Annotated in this window: 23 protein-coding genes and 1 riboswitch; of the genes, 14 read left to right on the forward strand and 9 right to left on the reverse strand. The window is 65.0% G+C overall.

The genetic code is table 11. The features are described from left to right. Nucleotides 1–183 precede the first annotated feature (183 nt). Nucleotides 184–639: a hypothetical protein gene (locus DAD99_RS18555; RefSeq protein ID WP_193342689.1), complete on the reverse strand. Its 456-nt coding sequence runs from the start codon at nucleotides 637–639 to the stop codon at nucleotides 184–186. A gap of 554 nt (nucleotides 640–1,193) precedes the next feature. Here DAD99_RS18555 and DAD99_RS18560 point away from each other — a divergent pair. The 6 genes from DAD99_RS18560 to DAD99_RS18585 all read left to right on the forward strand — a co-directional run bounded on the left by DAD99_RS18560 (nucleotide 1,194) and on the right by DAD99_RS18585 (nucleotide 4,986). Further along, nucleotides 1,194–1,451: a metal-sensitive transcriptional regulator gene (locus DAD99_RS18560; protein ID WP_193342690.1), complete on the forward strand. Its 258-nt coding sequence runs from the start codon at nucleotides 1,194–1,196 to the stop codon at nucleotides 1,449–1,451. 190 nt (nucleotides 1,452–1,641) lie between these two features. Beyond that, a complete protein-coding gene (locus tag DAD99_RS18565) occupies nucleotides 1,642–1,914 on the forward strand; it encodes an SHOCT domain-containing protein (protein ID WP_193342691.1) in 273 nt (90 codons plus the stop codon). Then, nucleotides 1,914–3,413, forward strand: coding sequence for a multicopper oxidase family protein (locus tag DAD99_RS18570; protein ID WP_193342783.1), 1,500 nt, complete (start codon nucleotides 1,914–1,916; stop codon nucleotides 3,411–3,413). The genes DAD99_RS18565 and DAD99_RS18570 overlap by 1 nt, the downstream gene beginning before the upstream one ends. Before the next feature lie 56 nt (nucleotides 3,414–3,469). Next, on the forward strand, nucleotides 3,470–3,880 hold the full coding sequence (locus tag DAD99_RS18575) for a DUF302 domain-containing protein (protein WP_193342692.1): 411 nt from the start codon (nucleotides 3,470–3,472) through the stop codon (nucleotides 3,878–3,880). Between the two features lie 169 nt (nucleotides 3,881–4,049). Further along, entirely contained in the window at nucleotides 4,050–4,496 is a 447-nt protein-coding gene (locus DAD99_RS18580) for a universal stress protein (RefSeq protein ID WP_193342693.1), read from the forward strand. A 49-nt stretch (nucleotides 4,497–4,545) separates the two neighbouring features. Next, a complete protein-coding gene (locus tag DAD99_RS18585) occupies nucleotides 4,546–4,986 on the forward strand; it encodes a hypothetical protein (protein ID WP_193342694.1) in 441 nt (146 codons plus the stop codon). Nucleotides 4,987–5,062: 76 nt separating this feature from the next. Here the strand turns inward: DAD99_RS18585 and DAD99_RS18590 are convergent, their stop codons facing one another. Then, nucleotides 5,063–5,407 (reverse strand): heavy-metal-associated domain-containing protein, encoded by a 345-nt coding sequence (locus DAD99_RS18590; RefSeq protein ID WP_193342695.1) that lies wholly within the window; start codon nucleotides 5,405–5,407, stop codon nucleotides 5,063–5,065. A gap of 216 nt (nucleotides 5,408–5,623) precedes the next feature. Between DAD99_RS18590 and DAD99_RS18595 the strand changes: the two genes are divergently transcribed. The 6 genes from DAD99_RS18595 to DAD99_RS18620 all read left to right on the forward strand — a co-directional run bounded on the left by DAD99_RS18595 (nucleotide 5,624) and on the right by DAD99_RS18620 (nucleotide 8,953). Beyond that, a complete protein-coding gene (locus tag DAD99_RS18595; protein WP_193342696.1) occupies nucleotides 5,624–5,938 on the forward strand; it encodes a DUF2933 domain-containing protein in 315 nt (104 codons plus the stop codon). Next, nucleotides 5,928–6,602 carry an isoprenylcysteine carboxylmethyltransferase family protein gene (locus tag DAD99_RS18600; RefSeq protein ID WP_193342697.1) on the forward strand — a complete coding sequence of 225 codons (675 nt, stop codon included), beginning with the start codon at nucleotides 5,928–5,930 and terminating at the stop codon, nucleotides 6,600–6,602. Before DAD99_RS18595 ends, DAD99_RS18600 begins: the two co-directional genes overlap by 11 nt. Before the next feature lie 37 nt (nucleotides 6,603–6,639). Further along, on the forward strand, nucleotides 6,640–7,746 hold the full coding sequence (locus DAD99_RS18605; RefSeq protein WP_193342698.1) for an FtsX-like permease family protein: 1,107 nt from the start codon (nucleotides 6,640–6,642) through the stop codon (nucleotides 7,744–7,746). Beyond that, entirely contained in the window at nucleotides 7,743–7,928 is a 186-nt protein-coding gene (locus DAD99_RS18610) for an ATP-binding cassette domain-containing protein (protein WP_193342699.1), read from the forward strand. The genes DAD99_RS18605 and DAD99_RS18610 overlap by 4 nt, the downstream gene beginning before the upstream one ends. Further along, entirely contained in the window at nucleotides 7,919–8,065 is a 147-nt protein-coding gene (locus tag DAD99_RS18615; RefSeq protein ID WP_193342700.1) for a hypothetical protein, read from the forward strand. The genes DAD99_RS18610 and DAD99_RS18615 overlap by 10 nt, the downstream gene beginning before the upstream one ends. A gap of 234 nt (nucleotides 8,066–8,299) precedes the next feature. Further along, nucleotides 8,300–8,953, forward strand: a complete 654-nt coding sequence (locus tag DAD99_RS18620; protein ID WP_193342701.1) for a TlpA disulfide reductase family protein — start codon at nucleotides 8,300–8,302, stop codon at nucleotides 8,951–8,953. Between the two features lie 344 nt (nucleotides 8,954–9,297). Here the strand turns inward: DAD99_RS18620 and DAD99_RS18625 are convergent, their stop codons facing one another. Next, nucleotides 9,298–9,636 (reverse strand): hypothetical protein, encoded by a 339-nt coding sequence (locus DAD99_RS18625; RefSeq protein ID WP_375372274.1) that lies wholly within the window; start codon nucleotides 9,634–9,636, stop codon nucleotides 9,298–9,300. Between the two features lie 222 nt (nucleotides 9,637–9,858). After that, nucleotides 9,859–10,635, reverse strand: coding sequence for a M23 family metallopeptidase (locus DAD99_RS18630; RefSeq protein ID WP_227008232.1), 777 nt, complete (start codon nucleotides 10,633–10,635; stop codon nucleotides 9,859–9,861). A gap of 5 nt (nucleotides 10,636–10,640) precedes the next feature. Beyond that, nucleotides 10,641–10,843: riboswitch (cyclic di-AMP (ydaO/yuaA leader) on the reverse strand. A gap of 898 nt (nucleotides 10,844–11,741) precedes the next feature. Here DAD99_RS18630 and DAD99_RS18635 point away from each other — a divergent pair. Beyond that, nucleotides 11,742–12,155 carry a four-helix bundle copper-binding protein gene (locus DAD99_RS18635; RefSeq protein ID WP_193342702.1) on the forward strand — a complete coding sequence of 138 codons (414 nt, stop codon included), beginning with the start codon at nucleotides 11,742–11,744 and terminating at the stop codon, nucleotides 12,153–12,155. 598 nt (nucleotides 12,156–12,753) lie between these two features. Here DAD99_RS18635 and DAD99_RS18640 read toward each other — a convergent pair. Next, nucleotides 12,754–13,299, reverse strand: a complete 546-nt coding sequence (locus DAD99_RS18640; protein ID WP_309233399.1) for a TetR/AcrR family transcriptional regulator — start codon at nucleotides 13,297–13,299, stop codon at nucleotides 12,754–12,756. 52 nt (nucleotides 13,300–13,351) lie between these two features. On the opposite strand from DAD99_RS18640, the gene DAD99_RS18645 reads away from it, so the two are divergent. Then, nucleotides 13,352–13,627, forward strand: a complete 276-nt coding sequence (locus DAD99_RS18645) for a hypothetical protein (protein WP_227008233.1) — start codon at nucleotides 13,352–13,354, stop codon at nucleotides 13,625–13,627. Between the two features lie 459 nt (nucleotides 13,628–14,086). Here the strand turns inward: DAD99_RS18645 and DAD99_RS18650 are convergent, their stop codons facing one another. The 4 genes from DAD99_RS18650 to DAD99_RS18665 form a co-directional block, all read right to left on the reverse strand. Then, on the reverse strand, nucleotides 14,087–14,386 hold the full coding sequence (locus tag DAD99_RS18650; RefSeq protein WP_193342705.1) for a hypothetical protein: 300 nt from the start codon (nucleotides 14,384–14,386) through the stop codon (nucleotides 14,087–14,089). Further along, the gene (locus DAD99_RS18655) at nucleotides 14,383–15,744 is read right to left on the reverse strand and encodes a phenylacetate--CoA ligase family protein (protein ID WP_193342706.1); all 1,362 of its coding nucleotides are present in this window, start codon (nucleotides 15,742–15,744) and stop codon (nucleotides 14,383–14,385) included. Before DAD99_RS18655 ends, DAD99_RS18650 begins: the two co-directional genes overlap by 4 nt. Nucleotides 15,745–15,754: 10 nt before the next feature. Beyond that, nucleotides 15,755–16,063: a hypothetical protein gene (locus DAD99_RS18660; protein ID WP_227008234.1), complete on the reverse strand. Its 309-nt coding sequence runs from the start codon at nucleotides 16,061–16,063 to the stop codon at nucleotides 15,755–15,757. A 292-nt stretch (nucleotides 16,064–16,355) separates the two neighbouring features. Further along, complete coding sequence (locus DAD99_RS18665) at nucleotides 16,356–16,769, reverse strand: hypothetical protein (RefSeq protein WP_193342707.1); 414 nt, start codon at nucleotides 16,767–16,769, stop codon at nucleotides 16,356–16,358. Nucleotides 16,770–16,863 lie beyond the last annotated feature (94 nt).

Below are 16,863 nucleotides of genomic sequence, written 5' to 3' on the forward strand. Positions count from 1 at the left end.
AAGAAGTGTCCAGCCGTCGCTCTCGTGGCGCGCAGGCCGGGTATTAGCGGTGGTGACAGGCCTGGAAATGAGGTTTCCCGATCTGACGGCCTGGTTAGTTCCGGAGTGCGTCCGCTCCAGATGCGTGGACACAGTGGCGGGACGTCGACGCCCCCGATCAAAAGTCCGGACGGCAGGGGTATCCTATACGCGGCTGATGGACAGCCGGATGAGCGATACAGGGTGCAGGGGTGCCCCGGGAACCTCGGGCAGCGCCCCGGCTGGCTGTGCTGCCGTATCGGCAGGCGGGGCGCTGCCGGGAGATCCCGGGACTGATGCGGCAAGGACGGCAGACGACAGCACATCAGGGCAGGCCACCGACAAGCCCAGGTTCATGGGGCAGTGTCCAGTACGGGACGGAACCGGTTGTCTCCCCGGTGCCTTATTCGCAGCGACAACTGTGTCACCGGACAGGATGTAGCGAAGGCTCACGCCTTCAGCGGCTTCCGTGCGGGACGACGCGATGGTGTGCGATACAGCGCCAGGTCCGGTTGCTGGCGAAGACGTCATCGGCAGGTCAAGAATGCCCGTTACGGCGAGGAGGAACGATAGGACCGCGGTGATTGTGGCCACGTTGGAAAAGGCCTGGTGCTGTCGCATCGAATGACGCACTTTTGCCCACCCCGTGTTCATCGCGAAAAAGAACTAGTAGGTTTCGCCCTCTGCAGCGATCCTACCCCGGCCGGTTGCGCGGAACCTCAAATCCTTGTCACAAGGACCTCGGTCATTATCGTGATCTTCGGCATGTCTCACTGTGCCCGGTTCCCGGAGGACGAGGAGAGTCTTTGAGGGAACCTCGAGTGCTGGTTGGGCAGCGCTGATCCCGCATGAACACTTCGCCGGTCATGGGTGCCCGGGATTTCCTGTTCGATCCTGCTGTTCGTATCCATGGTGTTCCTAGCTGCGCTCGGGTTTGGGATGCCGGGGAAGCGGGCGTGCAGCATGGTCCAGATAAGGACGACCGCTCAATAAGCATGGGCCTCTCCGTCGTGAAGGCAATGGTGGAGTTTCCGGGGGGCCGTCCAATACGCGAGGATACCCATCGGGGTATCCTGCGAGCGGTCGACGGCCGCCCGGGTGCAGGCGCCCCAGCGCTGGCCGTTATACCCGCACGGGTATATTGTTGGTAGCACCGCCTAGCTCTGGAGTCCGCCATGGAACTTGATTCGACAGAACTCGCCCCGGTTATCAACCGCCTCAAGCGCGCCCAGGGACAACTCGCCGCCGTCACCCGGATGCTGGAAGAGGGCCGCGACTGCAAAGACATTGTCACCCAGCTCGCAGCGGTCTCGAAGGCTTTGGACCGGGCAGGATTCGCCATCATCGCCACCGGCCTGGAGCAGTGCATCACCCGGGAAGATGCCAGCATGGACAAGAAAGACCTGGAAAAACTCTTCCTGTCCCTCGCCTGAGCCGCAACCACCGAAAAACCAGCCCACGGAGGGAGCAGGTGTGACCCGCTCCGGTTGTGGCCTGGACCTTAGGGTCCGATACGGCGGCGTCATTGCTCGCCATCGTTGCACCGGCCCCGCCACGAACTGCCGCGGCTCCCGGGGGCGGGCGGCGGGATAGAAGCCGATGCCATAGGAACGGAGAAGGAAAATGATGGGCGGATATGGTTCGATGATGGGCTGGACCTGGCTGTTCTGGGGGCTTCTGATTCTCGGTATCGTGCTGCTGGTGATCCTTGCCGCGCGGTTCTTCTACGGCGGTATGAATCGTGGCGGAACCGGCCGCGGGGCGGGCCCCGGCACGGCCGGGCCCGCTTCGGGCGCCGGTGCGGGCCGCCGGATCCTGGACGAACGGTACGCCCGGGGAGAGTTGAGCACGGAAGAATACCGTGAACGGCTCAAGGTCCTCGGGGACGATGCATGATGCAGCCTTTGAGTCGTCGCAGTGCACTGTTCCTGGGAGGTGCGGGGGCGGTGGCGAGCGTGACGGGCGCGGCAGGCCTGCTGTGGGGCCAGGGCACGGGCGCCGTGTTTCAGGCTGCCGGCGGGCAGGACCTCAGTGAGCCGCAGGCCCTGCACAGTGCAGATGGTCACCTTCAGGTGAAACTGTCAGCAGCCCAGGGCCGGGTGCGGGTGGCGGGCAGGGACGCCAGCGTCTTCTCCTATAACGGGTCCCTGCCCGGGCCCACCCTGTTCCTGAAGGCCGGGGACCGGGTGAACGTGGCCTTGGAGAACCGGCTGGAGGGCCCGACCAACCTGCACGTCCACGGCCTGCACGTCTCCCCCGAGGGCAACAGCGACAACGTGCTGGTCTCGGTTGACCCGGGAACGTCTTTTGATTATGAGTACCGCCTGCCAGCACACCATCCGCCGGGCGTGTACTGGTACCACCCGCACCGCCACGGCAGCGTGGCCGATCAGATCTTCGGCGGCCTGTACGGGGCGATCATCGTCCAGGACCCCCAGCCCGTACCGGTCAGCAGGGAACGGGTCCTGGTCATCTCTGACATTTCCCTAGACGGTGGCGGTTCCATCGCCGCCGTCTCGGCGATGGAGAAAATGATGGGCCGGGAAGGGAGCCTGATCCTGGTCAACGGGCAGCTGAACCCGGAACTGGCCGCCCGGCCCGGAGATCGTGAACGGTGGAGGATCATCAATGCCTGCACTGCCCGGTATCTGAAACTGCGCCTGGACGGCCAGTTCCTGCAGTTGTTGGGTGTGGATTCGGGCCGCTACCAGGAACCCCGGTACGTTGAGGAGGTGCTGCTGGCCCCCGGCAACCGGGCGGACCTGCTGGTCACCGCGGCGGAGGGTGCGGCCGTGCTGCGCACCCTGCCCGTGGACAGGGGCAGTATAGGATCCATGATGGGCGGCAACAACGGAGGCGGGCAACCCCCGCCCGGGCCGGACGGGACCGTCCTGGCCACCCTGGCCGTTGCTGGCGCGCCGGCTGCCGCAGTAGGACCGGTTCCGGCCCAGCCGGCACCGCGGGATCTCCGGACTGTGGCTGTGACCGCGCACCGGGAACTGGTCTTCGCCATGGGCATGAACAGCGGCGCCCAGGGCATGGGTATGGGCGGTGGGGCGGGGTCGGGGATGATGAGCTTCACCATCAACGGCAGGCCGTTCGACCCCGCCCGGGTCGACACCACCGTCCCCGTCGGCGCCGTCGAGGAATGGACCCTGAGGAACACGAGCCCGATGGACCACCCCGTGCACCTGCACGTGTGGCCAATGCAGATTCTCGAACAGGCAGGCCGGCCCGTGGACACTCCCGTGTGGCAGGACGTGGTCAACGTCCAGGCCCGCAGCAGCGTCCGGGTCCGGGTCGCCTTCGATGACTTCACCGGCAAAACCGTCTACCACTGCCACATCCTCGACCACGAGGACAACGGCATGATGGGCCTGATCGAAGCCCGGTAGCACGGCGACCCCGAAGCCCTTTGCATAAATGAGAACAGCGATGAAGGAGCACAACAATGAGCTACGCACACACCATCACCGTCGCCCTGCCCTACGCCGAAGCAGTAACCCGGACCCGTGAAGCCCTCTCCGGGCAAGGCTTCGGCGTGCTGTCCGAAATCGATGTCCGCGCCACCTTCGAGGCCAAGCTCGGGTCCGACGCAGGGCAGGGCCTGGGCGACTATCTCATCCTGGGCGTCTGCAATCCAGCCTTGGCGCAGAAAGCTCTCGCCGCGGACCCGGACATGGGATTGCTGCTGCCCTGCAACGTCGTCATCAGGCGTGGGCCAGACACCGGCACCACCGTCATCCAGACCATCGACCCGCAGACCATGGTGGAGCTCAGCGACGCCCCTGCCGTCTCCGAAGTCGCCACGGACGCCGATCGCAGGCTCCTCGCAGCCCTGAAGGAACTCGAAACCGCCTGAATCCGGCCAACCCGCCGCGGAGAGTGGAACTGTGGTTGACTGCGCTATGGCCCTGGAGCCTGCCGGCCGCTGTGCGGTTGCTGTCGGGAACTTCGGCCCTTGCGGTGAGAATCACGTGGGGGACACACTGAGGGCAACATTGTGAAGAACCTGGTGGAAGGCGGTGCTCATGGGCGGCGACGAAGTGTTCAGGGTCGTGGTGGGGGTGGACGGGTCTGCCCCCTCGCGCTTCGCACTGGAATGGGCAGTCGCTGAGGCGCGGCTGCGCCACGGAGAAGTTCAGGCCGTGACTGCTTGGCAGTACCCGCCCGTGACGGTCGGGATGGAAGGCCTGGTCCATGATCCGGAGATCTTTCCACAGGCCGCCCACAGGCTTCAGGACGACGCCTTGAGTCGGGTGGACAGCGGGGGAGTGACTGTGAGCGGTGATGTTGTCCAGGGCAGCACGGCCGGCGTGCTCCTGAAGGCGGCCGAGAACGCCGACCTGGTGGTGGTGGGTTCCCGCGGCCTCGGAGGATTCACCGGGTTGCTGCTCGGCTCCGTGTCCACGCAGGTCGTTCATCATTCGACTTGCCCGGTGCTCGTAGTCCGGTCGCTCACCAGTGGTGAGGTATGAGCAATCCGGTGACCGGCCGGATGCCTCACGCCGCCGGGAAGCAGAGACCGTGACAGCTGACCATTCCTCCCACCTGCATCCGGCCGCCGGCACCGGTCACGGAGAATCGGTTCCGGCAGCGCGTACCTTTAGGGGCAGGCTCCACGCACTGTGGCACACGCTGGTCGGCGCGGTCGGCCTGATCATGGGGCTCCTGCCGCACGTCCTGCACCATATCGGGCTGCTGGCCGGGACCGCCCTGGTCGCGGGATCCGGCGGCACCGTACTGTTCGGGGCACTGGGGCTTCTGGCGTCCATTCCCATGCTAATCCGCCTCTACCGGCGGTTCGGCAGCTGGATTGCCCCGGTGCTGGGGCTGCTGGTCTTCGTGGCCATGTTCTCGTTGTCCGCGTTCGTCATCGGCCCGGCCATCAGCGGCACAGGGGGGGATGTGAACCCCGGCCCGGTACCCACGGTGGACCATACCGGTGACCACACTGCGGGCCACTGACACCCAACAGGTAAGCCAAAGGAGCACGGAGGCCCGGGAAAGCCGGGCCTCCCTCTGTCAGCCAACCATTGGATGGCTACTTCGCGCCGGCCAGGGCATAGCCGGAGGACCGGACTGCCTCGGCCAGGGCCTCCCGGGCGGCAGTGCCCGTGACGGTCAGCCGGGACGTGCCGCCCGGGACGAGATCGACGGTTGCGGTCTGGACCCCTGATACGCCGGACACAGCCTTCTCAACGGTCTGAACGCAATGTCCGCAGGTCAACCCGTCCACGCCGTACTGCGCACCGGAAGCGTGGAGCTCCGCCTTGACTGTCGCCGAAGCCCCGGCCTGGGTGTCTGCGGCGGGGGAGCAGCAGCTGGAGCCGTGCTGTGCGGCGGAGGCCAGGGGGAGTTGGGTTCGTGATTCGGTGGTTCCACACATGTCAGTTTTCCTTCGAGAGGGTGGATGTAAAGGGGGGGGCTGTTGGGGATGAACGGCTGTAACGGCCCGGGGGCCTGGACAAACCACGTCACTGACAACACCCATATAATACCCCCTAGGGGTATTATATGCAATGGTCCCACAGCGTCGGCCTCCGGTGGGCTTCGGGGCCGTCAGGCCCTTGCGGACAGGGCCCGGCGGGTCAACACTCAAGGAATGAGCAGTCTTCCTGATCCGCGTCTCCCTGAAGCACGCCGCCCGATTCCGTCCCGCGGCCCATTACAGCCCTGGACACAGACGCTGCTGATAGTCCTCATCACCGCAGCGGCGATCTACCTCATCACCAACCACTGGCTCCATGTCCTGGATGCACTGCCCTATCTGGGTGTGGTGCTGGTGATGAGCTTTTGTATGTTCGGGCATGGAAGCCACGGCGGACACGGCAGCTCCCATCAGGGGCACGGCGGGCAGGAGGCCCGGGGAGGGCCTGCCCGGCCAGGGCCCGGAGGAGGTGCCGGCCATGTCCACTGATTACGGGTATGACCTGTGGGGGCTGGTGATCATCAATTCGGCCGTGTTCATCATTTTTGCGTTCAGTTTCGTCCGTCCCAGAACGAAACTGGACTGGCGGGCGCTGGGCGGATTTTCGGCGTTCATCGTGGCGCTGTTCACCGAAATGTACGGTTTCCCGCTGACGATCTACCTGCTCTCGGGATGGCTGGGTAACCGGATGCCGGGTGGGGATCTCCTGAATCACAACTCGGGTCATTTGTGGCAGGATCTCACCGGCTGGCAGGGGGATCCGCACCTGAGCCCGCTGCACATTTTGAGCAACGTGCTGATCGCGGCCGGGTTCATCCTGCTATACGTGTCTTGGCAGGTCCTCTTCGCGGCCCAGCGGGACCACCGGCTGGCGGTGACCGGTGTCTACGCAAGGCTGCGCCACCCCCAATACTTGGGGTTCCTGACCATCATGGCCGGGTTCCTGCTGCAATGGCCCACGCTGCTGACCCTTCTCATGTTCCCGGTCCTGGTCATCGTGTACCTGCGCCTGGACCGGAAGGAAGAACGGATGGTCGAGGCTGAGTTCGGTGACGAGTATGCCGCCTACCGGCGCCAGGTCCTCGGGTTCGTCCCTCGCTTCGGACGGCGGACCGCCGGCAGTCGAGGGCGGACACCGCAGGAGGGGCTGTAATGCCCGGGCGGCCGGATACAACCCGGGAAGTGGTGCCATGCTGTTCTTGGCCATAAAGAACCTGCTCCAGGAAAAGACCCGGCTCCTGATCAGCGTCGGCGGGGTGGCTTTCAGCGTGCTGCTGATCATGAGCATCCAGGGCCTGTACCAGGGCTGGAGCAACAAGATCGGCGAATACATCCGGACCGTGCCGGCCGATTACTGGATTACCCAGACCGGCGCGACGGACATGTTCCATACCCCATCGGTGCTGCCCCTGATCGTCAGGGAAAAGCTCACCGCCATTGAGGGGGTTGCCTCGGCCAAACCGTTCAGCGGGCGCCGTGTGGCGTTCGCGCACAACGGCAAGGACATCAACCTCTACGTTATTGCCGACGACACGGAGAACAACGTCGGAGCGCCCGCCCGGGTGGTCGAGGGCAAGGCCGTCCCGGACAAGGGCGAAATCATCATTGACGGGGTGGTCGGACGCAGCGAGAACATCCGGATCGGGGACACCATCCCGGTCGCCGGCAGGGAACTGAAAGTCGCCGGCTATTCCGAGGGCGGCTACATCCTCAGCTTCTCCTTCGCGTTCGCCACCAAAGACGACGCCGAAAGCATCCTCCAACTGCCCGGAGCGACCAACTTCTTCCTCGTCACACTGAAAGCGAACGCGGACGCTGCCGGCGTCGCGTCCCGGATCGAAGCCGACCCGGCGGTCGATGCCATCACCAAGGACAGGTTCGTGGAAAACAATACGAACATCGTCCGTGACACGTTCCTGCCGATCATCCTGGTCCTGCTGCTGATCGGAATCGCGGTGGGCATGACCGTGATCGGCCTGACCATCTTCACCTCGACCATCGAAAAAGCCCGCGAGTACGGGGTTCTGAAGGCCATCGGGGTGAGCAACCGCCAGCTCTACACCGTCGTGGTGGAGCAGGCGGTCGCCGCGGCCGTGCTCGGGTACCTCGTCGGTGCGGTTCTGGCCCTGGTCGTCAGCTCCGCCGCGGGAATCTATGTCCCGGAGTTCATCACGGAAATTAGGTGGCTCGATGCCGCCTGGATTTTCGGCGTCACCCTGGTCATGGCGGTGGTGTCCTCGCTGCTGCCGGTCCGCCGGCTGGCCCGCATTGACCCGGCGGAAGTGTTCCGGGCATGAACGTCGTCTCGGTCGAAGACGTGTCCAAGACCTTCGGGGCCGGCCACACGGCGGTGACCGCCGTGGACCACGTCTCCCTCAGCGTTGATGCCGGGGACATTGTGCTCGTGATGGGGCCCTCCGGGTCGGGAAAGACAACCCTGTTGTCCATGATCGGGACCCTCATGTCGACGTGCCCCTGATCATCCTCATGTTCGTCCGTTTCGCACGCAGCGACCGGAACGAAGCGAGCTCCTTCGACAGCCTCACCGACGCCCAGCTGGAGGCGCCGAACCACGAACACCTGCACGGACCACGCACAACCGGGGGGCAGCAGTGATGCGCAAAGCCCGCTCCCCTACTCCCGCTCCCCATCGCTTTATTGGCACTTAGGGACACGGAGATGGAACACGCCACGCTCAGGCCGATCACGGTGTCCCATTCAGCAGACGCCCTGACGAGCCTGAGAACTGACATTCGAGAACACCGGCGACCGCCGCAACCGCTGCCCTGCGGGTCCCACGTTTCCGCGACCCCATTCAACTTCGCATCGGCCTTTATCAAAGGACAAATCATGCATGAGTTCCGCCCCTCGACGGCCCCACCCGCTGCCCCAGGACCCGTGCAAAGGGCCGGGTTACCCCGCCGCCGTCTTCTCTCCCTGGGAATACTTGGTCTTGGCCTGCCCTTGCTCGCGGGCTGCGGCTCCACGGATACCCTCGCCCGGCAGGCCAGCGCCGGTGACAACAAAAACTACATCGCCGGGGACGGCTCCGTCACCGAATATGCTGCAGCCGAACGGAAACCCCCGGTGGTGCTGACGGGGCAACTGTACGACGGGACAGCCGTGAACTCCCGCGACTGGGCCGGAAAAGTGATCGTCCTGAACTTCTGGTACGCCGCGTGTGCGCCGTGCAGGCTCGAAGCTCCACGGCTGGAGGCGCTATCGAGGGAGTTCAAAACACAAGGCGTCTCTTTCTTCGGCGTGAACATCCGTGATGAGGAACCTACCGCCGCCGCATTCGAACGGACCTTCGGCGTCACCTACCCCAGCATGCACGACAAAGACGGGGGCATCCTGCTGGCCATGTCCCAGTACGTTCCACCCCAGGCTGTCCCTTCCACACTCGTTCTGGACAGAGAAGGCAGAGTCGCGGCGCGGATCCTGGGCCTGGCCGACCAGAGCATCCTCAAATCCCTCATTACAGGAGCCGTGGCACCGGGTTAGCGGTCAGCGACCGGAAACCAAGTGGACCCAGGCGGCAGGGCCTTCCGGACATGCGTCGGAAGTCCAGAGCGTCTCCGTGGCTGGTCTAGCAAAGGTCCTTCAGGAGAGGAATAGGAAGATGAGCCCTATAGGAGGAGACAGGTACCGGGTGTGGACCGGGGCACACCCGGAGCAACCGTTTGACTAAAAAATCCACGCGACGGCTCCCAGGGACAATAGGGCGGCGGACATCGCCACTCAATGTCCCCCGGCCGGGGCTATGTCCGCCATAGCCTTCACGGCCAGGTGATCAGCGGGAACCACCGAGGACCTGGACGACTTAGCCTGCCGCGGGAGCCGCGGCCTCAGTCCCGTCCGGGGCTTTCGCCGCCCCGTCCGGTTCCGTTGGTCGCCTCGGGTCTGTTGATCCCATGCTGGCTGGGGGCGTTGTCGTCCGTCCCTGCCGAAACGGGTTCGCTTCCTTGCTCAAACTGCGCCCGGTATCGCACGCGCCGGATTCGCCTGGTCATGGAAACCATGAGCAGGACAACTGCGATGACCATGAACGCCGTCATCGCGAAACCCAGGAATCCGGGAGTTACCTGATCCGCATCCAGCCCTGGCCTCAGCCCTTCGTTCCCGGGACCCGGGGCCGGCGTCGTGGCCAGGGCGTACAGGCCTGCGGCTGCCATCGGGATTTGCACTGTATAGTCCTTTGTCCGGCTCGATATGTGGGCGCCCGCAGACGGCCTTCCTGCGTTATCCGCCCGGGTCTGGAACCCTGACTGGCAGTGAGCGCAGGTCCATCAGGAAAGTCAAAAACAGGGTGCAGGACGCACCCGCAACTGTACCGCTTCATCGCGCGGCTGCCGCCTTCACGCGCAAGCAGTCAGCGCAGCCATCTAAAAGGCTGCGGGCCGGGCCTCTTAGATGAAGGCAGCCGGGTCGACGGTCTGGCCGTTGACCATGACCTCGAAGTGAAGGTGGCAGCCGGTGGAGGCACCGGTTGTGCCTACCCCTGCAATCTGCTGGCCCTGAACCACGGCCTGTCCGAGGGAGACACCGATGCTGGCCAGGTGGTTGTAAGTGGTCTTCAGCCCGTTGCCGTGATCAACGACGATCCGGTTGCCGCCACCGTACGGGCTCCAGCCGGCCTCGGTGACAGTGCCGGAACCGGCGGCGAAGACCGCCGTCGAGCACGCCCCGGTCAGATCGATCCCGGTGTGCATTTCCCCCACGGCCCCGGTGATCGGGCTGATCCTGAAGCCGAAAGGGGAACTGACGTTAATCGACGCGAGCGGGGAACGCAACCCCGTGGATGGGGATGCCGGCACGGGCTCGGGGGCAGCCTCGGGTGCCTTAACCGCCCCCGCGGACTGCGCCGGGGCAACGGGCGCAGGCGCCGGCTGGGAGGTCACCTCCGGGCGGTCAAAGGTAAGAACAGTGTCAGCTGCTGCCGTAACCGCTGCTTCCGGAGCCGCGGCTGCCACGGCCGCCGGCCTGTCCTGGGCCGCAGCGCGGCTGCCGGAGTCAGCCTGCGCCGCGGACAGAGCAGTGAGGGCAATCATTCCTGTGACGGCTGCTGTTAGGCCGAACTGCTGGCCGCGTAGCCGGAACGTTGGTTCCTGGAAAAACGGACGGCGGCGTGGTGAGGCAGCGGCCGGAAGGGCACGGCGACGGCCGTGTTTTGGCTGGGCAGGCAAGATAGCGGTCCTCTCGGCGCCGGCGAAGTTAGCTGTCGGATTCGGACGAGTGGACTGTCCGGCTGCCCTGCAGGACGCGATCAGGACGCGCAGTCACAGGGTCGGCTTCACCCCAAGGTGCATCATTACGCACCAAAGTTGGGTCCTCCGCCCCCGCCTGAGAAAGATCAGGTTCACGGACCGCCGGCGGGGTTTGGCGAAGCGGTCACATCCATACCCGTTGGGGGTATGTGCTTATCCAACTTTAGCGAAGCGTCGGCTTAAGTTACAAATCCGTTATCAAAAGCGCTCTGGGCTTAAGGGGACAGGCATGGTGACTGGCGGGGCACCGGAAGGTTACGCTGGGCGGGACTTGCCTTCAGGAGAGACCAGATGGCCCTTCAACGTTCGACGCTTCCACTGCTGGTCCGCAGGCTTGCGGCGCCGCGGGCTGTCCTTTCCTGCCTCGTGGTCGTCCTCCTTTCGGCCGGGCCAGTTACCTTCTGCGATGGACAGGAACACGTGGTGGGCGTGTCAGACCCCAGGCCTGGCGCCGCCGCACAGCGCCAGCCCGAGACTGCGATCCCCGGGGGACAGGAGAACCCTCGGGGACGTTCGAACAGAGTGAGCCCAGTCGGAGCCCAATCCGCCTCCGACGTGCTCCGCGGGGGCCCGCGCAGAGGATGCCACGAGACCGGAGACACCCGGGCAGTCAGTCCACGGTCGTGGCCTGTTGCTGTGACCGACGCGGCGCAGCCAAGGTCAGGAACGCTCATACCGGATTCCGCTGGCCCGCGCGCCCGGCCCCCGGCATCCCACATCGCCAACAGGCCCCAAGCACCGCTGAGCTGGCAGGCGCTAACCCTAACTCAACTGTCTGTCAGTCGGACATAAAGCGCACGTTCTCCCCGTCCGGCCGCGCGAACGCCAGGCCATATGGCCGGCAAGTGGCACCCTTCGACCTGGCTGGCGTAGACACCGCGTGCGGGCCGCCCTTTGGGTCCTGCCTTCAGCCGATCAGAAGGAGGCCCGAGAAAGAACATCAGCCAAACAGCCGGCACATCAGAAAACATCAGCTGGTCTCCGCACCAGGTTCCTCCCGTTCAATATTGGAAAGAGAGAAAGAAATGACACACGGAAGCACCCACAAGATGCTCGATGCGTACCCGAAGGATCTCGGCGGCATCGATCAGCACATGCTCGCCGAATGCATTGCGGCGTGCTTTGACTGCTCACAGGCCTGTACCGCCTGCGCTGATGCCTGCCTCGGCGAAGACATGGTCGCCGAGTTGACCAAATGCATCCGCACCGATCTTGACTGTGCGGACATCTGCGCGGCCACTGCAAACGTCCTCTCCCGCCACACCGGCTATGACGCCAACGTCTCCCGCGCGGTGCTGCAGGCCTGCGCCACCATCTGCAAGGCCTGCGCCGAGGAATACGAACAACACGCAGGCATGCATGAACACTGCCGGCTCTGCGCCGAGGCCTGCCGCCGTTGCGAAAGGGCATGCAACGACCTTCTCGGCTCGCTCGGCTGACCCTGCCCCACGGCCCTACCCAACGGTGACCGGAGATCCAACGACATCCGGCACCCGAGGGAAGGCCTGCCCGGCGGCATCCCGGCCTTAAGGCAACCCCCAATGCGTCCCTGAGCTCTGCCGCCGGAGCATCCAAGGGGAGGAAAGTGCCAGTCGAATCGTTAATCCGTGTCGGGGGCGCGACCAGCGCCACGAATCGCTCGGCGACCGTGGCGCCATCTTCCGTCGAAAGGAATAAATGAAACCCAGGCAGCCCTCAGGCCCGCGTCAGGGGTCCATCCCTCCTGCCGGCGGCACCTTGGCCGGGATAGGTGCCGCGTCCGGGAGCCCGGTCGACGACCCGCAGCTGCGGCGAATGCTGGCCACCCACATGCATTGCGGTGAGCCTATGCGTCTGGTCCCGGCCGACAAAATGCCTGTACTTCTCTTCCCGGAGGCATCGGTCAGTCACCCCCCGGAGCCGTCCGGGGGCGTGCTGATGTACCGGTGCGCCTGTGGCTTCACCTTTGATCGAAGCCCAGACTGACGACCCGGGGTGGACAGCAGCAGTCGGTCCCGGGATGCCTGCAGGCGCAGGTCCCAGGGGACACCTGCCTACTCAGGGCACCGGGTGGAGCCCGGCCAAGGTGACTTTGACCAGCCGGTGAACGGCCTCCGGCGATGTCAGGCCGGCGGACGCTTCGAGGGCGTGAAGGCAGAACGCGGCGAGTTCATCCGCGGCTACGTCCCCCCGGAATACCCCGGCTTCCGCACCCTGGCGCAGGAGTTCTGTCAGAAATCCCGACAGGTGGCGCTCGGCGGGGCCCATATGTGCGCCTTGGTGCAGGGCGACGGCGTCGGCTGCTCCGTGCCCGGAGTGTGAGAGGAAGGCGTAGGCCTCCAGCACGGCTTCAAGCTGCTCGCGGGCGCCCCGCGTGCTGTCCCTAATCCGGGTCAGGACTTCCAGGTGCGCATGGACCTGACGCTCATGCCAGGCCGCTAGGATCGTCTCGACATCCGGGTAGTACTTATAGAGCGTTGCGCGGCCGATACCGGCCGTCTGGGCGATACCGGACATCGTCACCGCAGCCGCCGAATGGCCGGCGACCAGGGTTGCGGCAGCGTCCAAGATAGCGGTCAGGACTGCCCCGCGATGTGTCTCCACAGTCTCATCCCATAACTTCGGCATCCCCACATCTCTGTTCCGTCACTACTGGGTGCTGATCAAGCTCATGATTACCACCGTGGCCAGCGCCTTGCTGCTGGTTCATCTGCAGCCCGTTACCTCAATGGCGGAAATCGCAGCATCTTCATCCCTGGGTTCGGCGGACATGACCGGCATGCGGGTCCAGCTCGTGTTTGATGCCGGTGCTGCGCTGCTGGCGCTGGTTGTCACCACGGTGCTGTCAATCTATAAACCTCGTGGGCTCACGCGATACGGGCAGGGAAAAACTGAAAAACAGCAGGCAATGGCGCGACGGCAAACGGCGTAGCCAGACGCAAAGCTTCCGTCACAGGTCCTGCCACAGGTCAGATGCCACAGACGATGCCCGGCGCAGGACCGGACGGTGCCCGGTATGCAATTCCCGGTGGCCTATCCCGCAGCAATCAACTTGCTGTGAACACCGCCGCGGTGCGAGAAAAGCGAAGAAGTCCCGCAGATTGAAGGCATAAGACCTGACCGTCCCGGGAGACCCGCTGCCGTCATACGACGCGCGACCAAGGCTGTGGATGCGGCAACACTGTTGGCCCGGTGCCTGACCCCGGAAACCATGCGGCCGGGCTGGGCCGAGGCCGCGTCAATGGCCGCCTCCGCGTTGCCCTACCGGTCCATGAAATCCATCGATGACCGCCTCGAAGGGGCTGCGACAAAGCCGGTCATCGTGCCCGAGAACATTATCTGCGCAGCCGGTGCACCACTTCAAGGAACGATGCGGGGTCTGGTTTCCCGGCTAGCCCCGCTTCCGGGCAATCTCGCCATCGATGACCAGGTCAAAGGCTCGGGACAGGCCCCCGGCTGCTAGAACAGCGGCGGAGTTGCGGCCTCTGCCGTCGACATACTTCTGGTAGTCCCTGGTGTTGAACGGGTTCCTGCGTGCCGTTGGTGGGACCCGCGGATCTTTAAGCACCTCGTAGAGCTCGGTCCATGCTGCCTCATGCACAGCCGCCGTTTCCTTGACGACGCCATTCAGATCAAATATAACGGCGTCAAAAGGCGGCAAAGCAGCAGCGGCGGTTGGTGACTCTGTCATCGCGGGCCCTTCAACCCGCGCACGAAGGGCGCCTTGCCCAGTGCTGTCCGTTCAAGGTGTTCCACCAGGTGTACATCCACACCAGTCGGCACAACTCCTGCCGCGGTGAGGGCGTCGCCTACTGCCGTCCGGACTCCCTGTATGGACGCTCCGGGCGCGAGGCCCGCGAGGAGTACCCGCAGCCCGGAGGGTTCCTGGATTACCTGCCATCCGGCAAGGGCGGCTTGGTCCAGAACGTGATGGAACACGATCGGGTGGACATCTACGCTTCCGGCCTGGCCTGCCAGGTGGAGTACGTCTTCGATCCGGCCTTCGATGTCCTCCATTAAAGTGAAGGAGCGTCCGCAGGGGCAATCTCGTCCGCCCAGCCGCACGGTGTCGGACATTTCGTAGCGGATCAGCGGCAGGGTCCGCGAAAACAGGACTGTGACGAGGAGCTTTGCCCCGGTTGTCCCTTGCGACACTGGATTCCCGTCCTGGTCCACGGGTTCGATAATCAGCAGGTCCTCATAGACATGGCGGTTCCGGTAGGTACACGGGGAGGCGATCCCGGCTGTTTCGGTGGCGGCGTACACGTCGAAGGGCGCGCTCCCCCACGCCGCTTCCAGTTCCGCGGCGGTGTGCGGGCTGAGCACTTCGGAGGCGGACATCACGCCCTGGGGTGAGATGTGCAGCCTGCCGGCGCGCTGCTCAGCGGCGAGGGGTTTGAGTGCTGAGGCGTAGCCGACCAGGACCCTGGGCCGGAACCGGTTGAGCGCTGCGACCGTCTCATCCATGGGTGCGGTGACGTCCAGGCGGAGGGTCGGTATGAGCTTGGAGCGCAGCGAGGCGCCGACGACGGCTGACTGGTGTGTGGGGACGCGGGAGCTCACGAGGGCCATTTTCAGGGGCCGGGTGGGGCCGGCGGAGATCCCTGCCCAATCGTTCGCCCGGGCATAGGACGCCAGGACAGTCCCCCACTCAGAGCGGTTCCAGACGAACGTTCCCCGCCGGCCAGTGGTCCCTGCCGTCGCAGCCGCCCACCACCGGCCCTTCCACGGCATCCCCGGGTCTCCACCGTGCTCGGTCAGGGACCGCAGATGGCTCTCCAGATCCGCCAACCTGAAGTCCGGTGTGGTAACAGCCTCGTCGAAGTGGTCCATCAGGTCCGCCTTGGTCACGATCGGCAGCTGGTGCAGCGGAGCGTCGTGAAGGCCGGCGTGATGGCGCCGGTAGAACTCCGAGCCCGCGTAGGCGGCACGACGCAGTTCCTGCAGGGCGCGGTCCTGGTGGGCGGTGATTCGTGCGGCGTCCCAGTGGTCCCTTCTGCGCCACGCAGCGCGCAGGAACAGTACGCGGGAGATGAGCCGGAGGTCCATGGCGGCGTGCCTAGCGGTTCCCGACCAGGGACAGCGGCCGGGCAGCACGCGCCGTGGTGGCCTCGGGTGTTTCCGGCCGGGGAAGCCGGAGCCTCTTAAGCAGGAGGGCGTTGACGGTAACCAGGAAGCGGGAACCGGACCTCGACAGGGCCGCGATCTCCGGGCTGAGGACGCCCCCGGCGAACGCGAAGACCCCTGCCGCGATGGGCAGCGCTATCGCGTTGTACCCCACGGCCCAACCCAGGTTCTGGCGCATCTTCCGCACTGTGCCTTTGCCGGTCTGCAGGGCGATGTGCACGTCCAGCGGGTCCGAGCGCATCAGGACGACGCGGTCATGATGCGCATGCCCAGAATCCCGGCGATGAGGGCCAGCATCCCGGCCAACAGGGCCACTCGGCGGAGGAAGGACACAGCGCGCGCGGACAGGCTTGCTGTCATGGTCTTTCCTCCTTCCGTTGGGCTGTCTTCGTTTAAGACTACCGGCCCGGGTCGGCCGGGAAATCTGACGGTTTCAACTGCCTTGAGCCGGATAAAGATTCAGCCCGGACAGGCGGCCCGCACGCCTCCTCGATGCATAGCACCGGTGCGCCACGCCGCGCGACTGCCCTCCATCAGGCGCCGAATGCCAATAGGACCACGGCGGTGGTCCACAGCGCGCCCAGGGCCACCAACGGCCACCGGAAGTGCGAACGAAGGACGATATTGACCACGACCATGACGCCGACCGAAGCAGCACCGGCCACCCCTGCAACCACCAGCGCGGCGGTCGAGCCTTCTCGGACGCCAGACATGGCAATGTTGACGGTCAAAACACCAGTGGCCACCATGTAACCCCCCATCACAATGAACACCAACCTGAGCCAACGAAGCAGGCCCGGCGACTCCGTATCGGCGGCGTGTGCGGACGTGTCGATGTAGCGACGGTCCTCGGGCAGGAGCGGCGGCCGGAGGACGGCGAAGAAGAAGCCGATGCCGGCCACAGCCAATCCGCATGCCACGAGAATCCACTCCCCGATGGCAGCCATAATCACCCCCCGAAAATTAGTGTGAACGCCATGAAAATGGGGTCTGATGTTGGCAAACAAAGCATTCTCGGCAGTCCACAGACATAGCGGGCAC

Source organism: Pseudarthrobacter sp. AB1, from assembly GCF_014926485.1.
GTDB lineage: Bacteria > Actinomycetota > Actinomycetes > Actinomycetales > Micrococcaceae > Arthrobacter.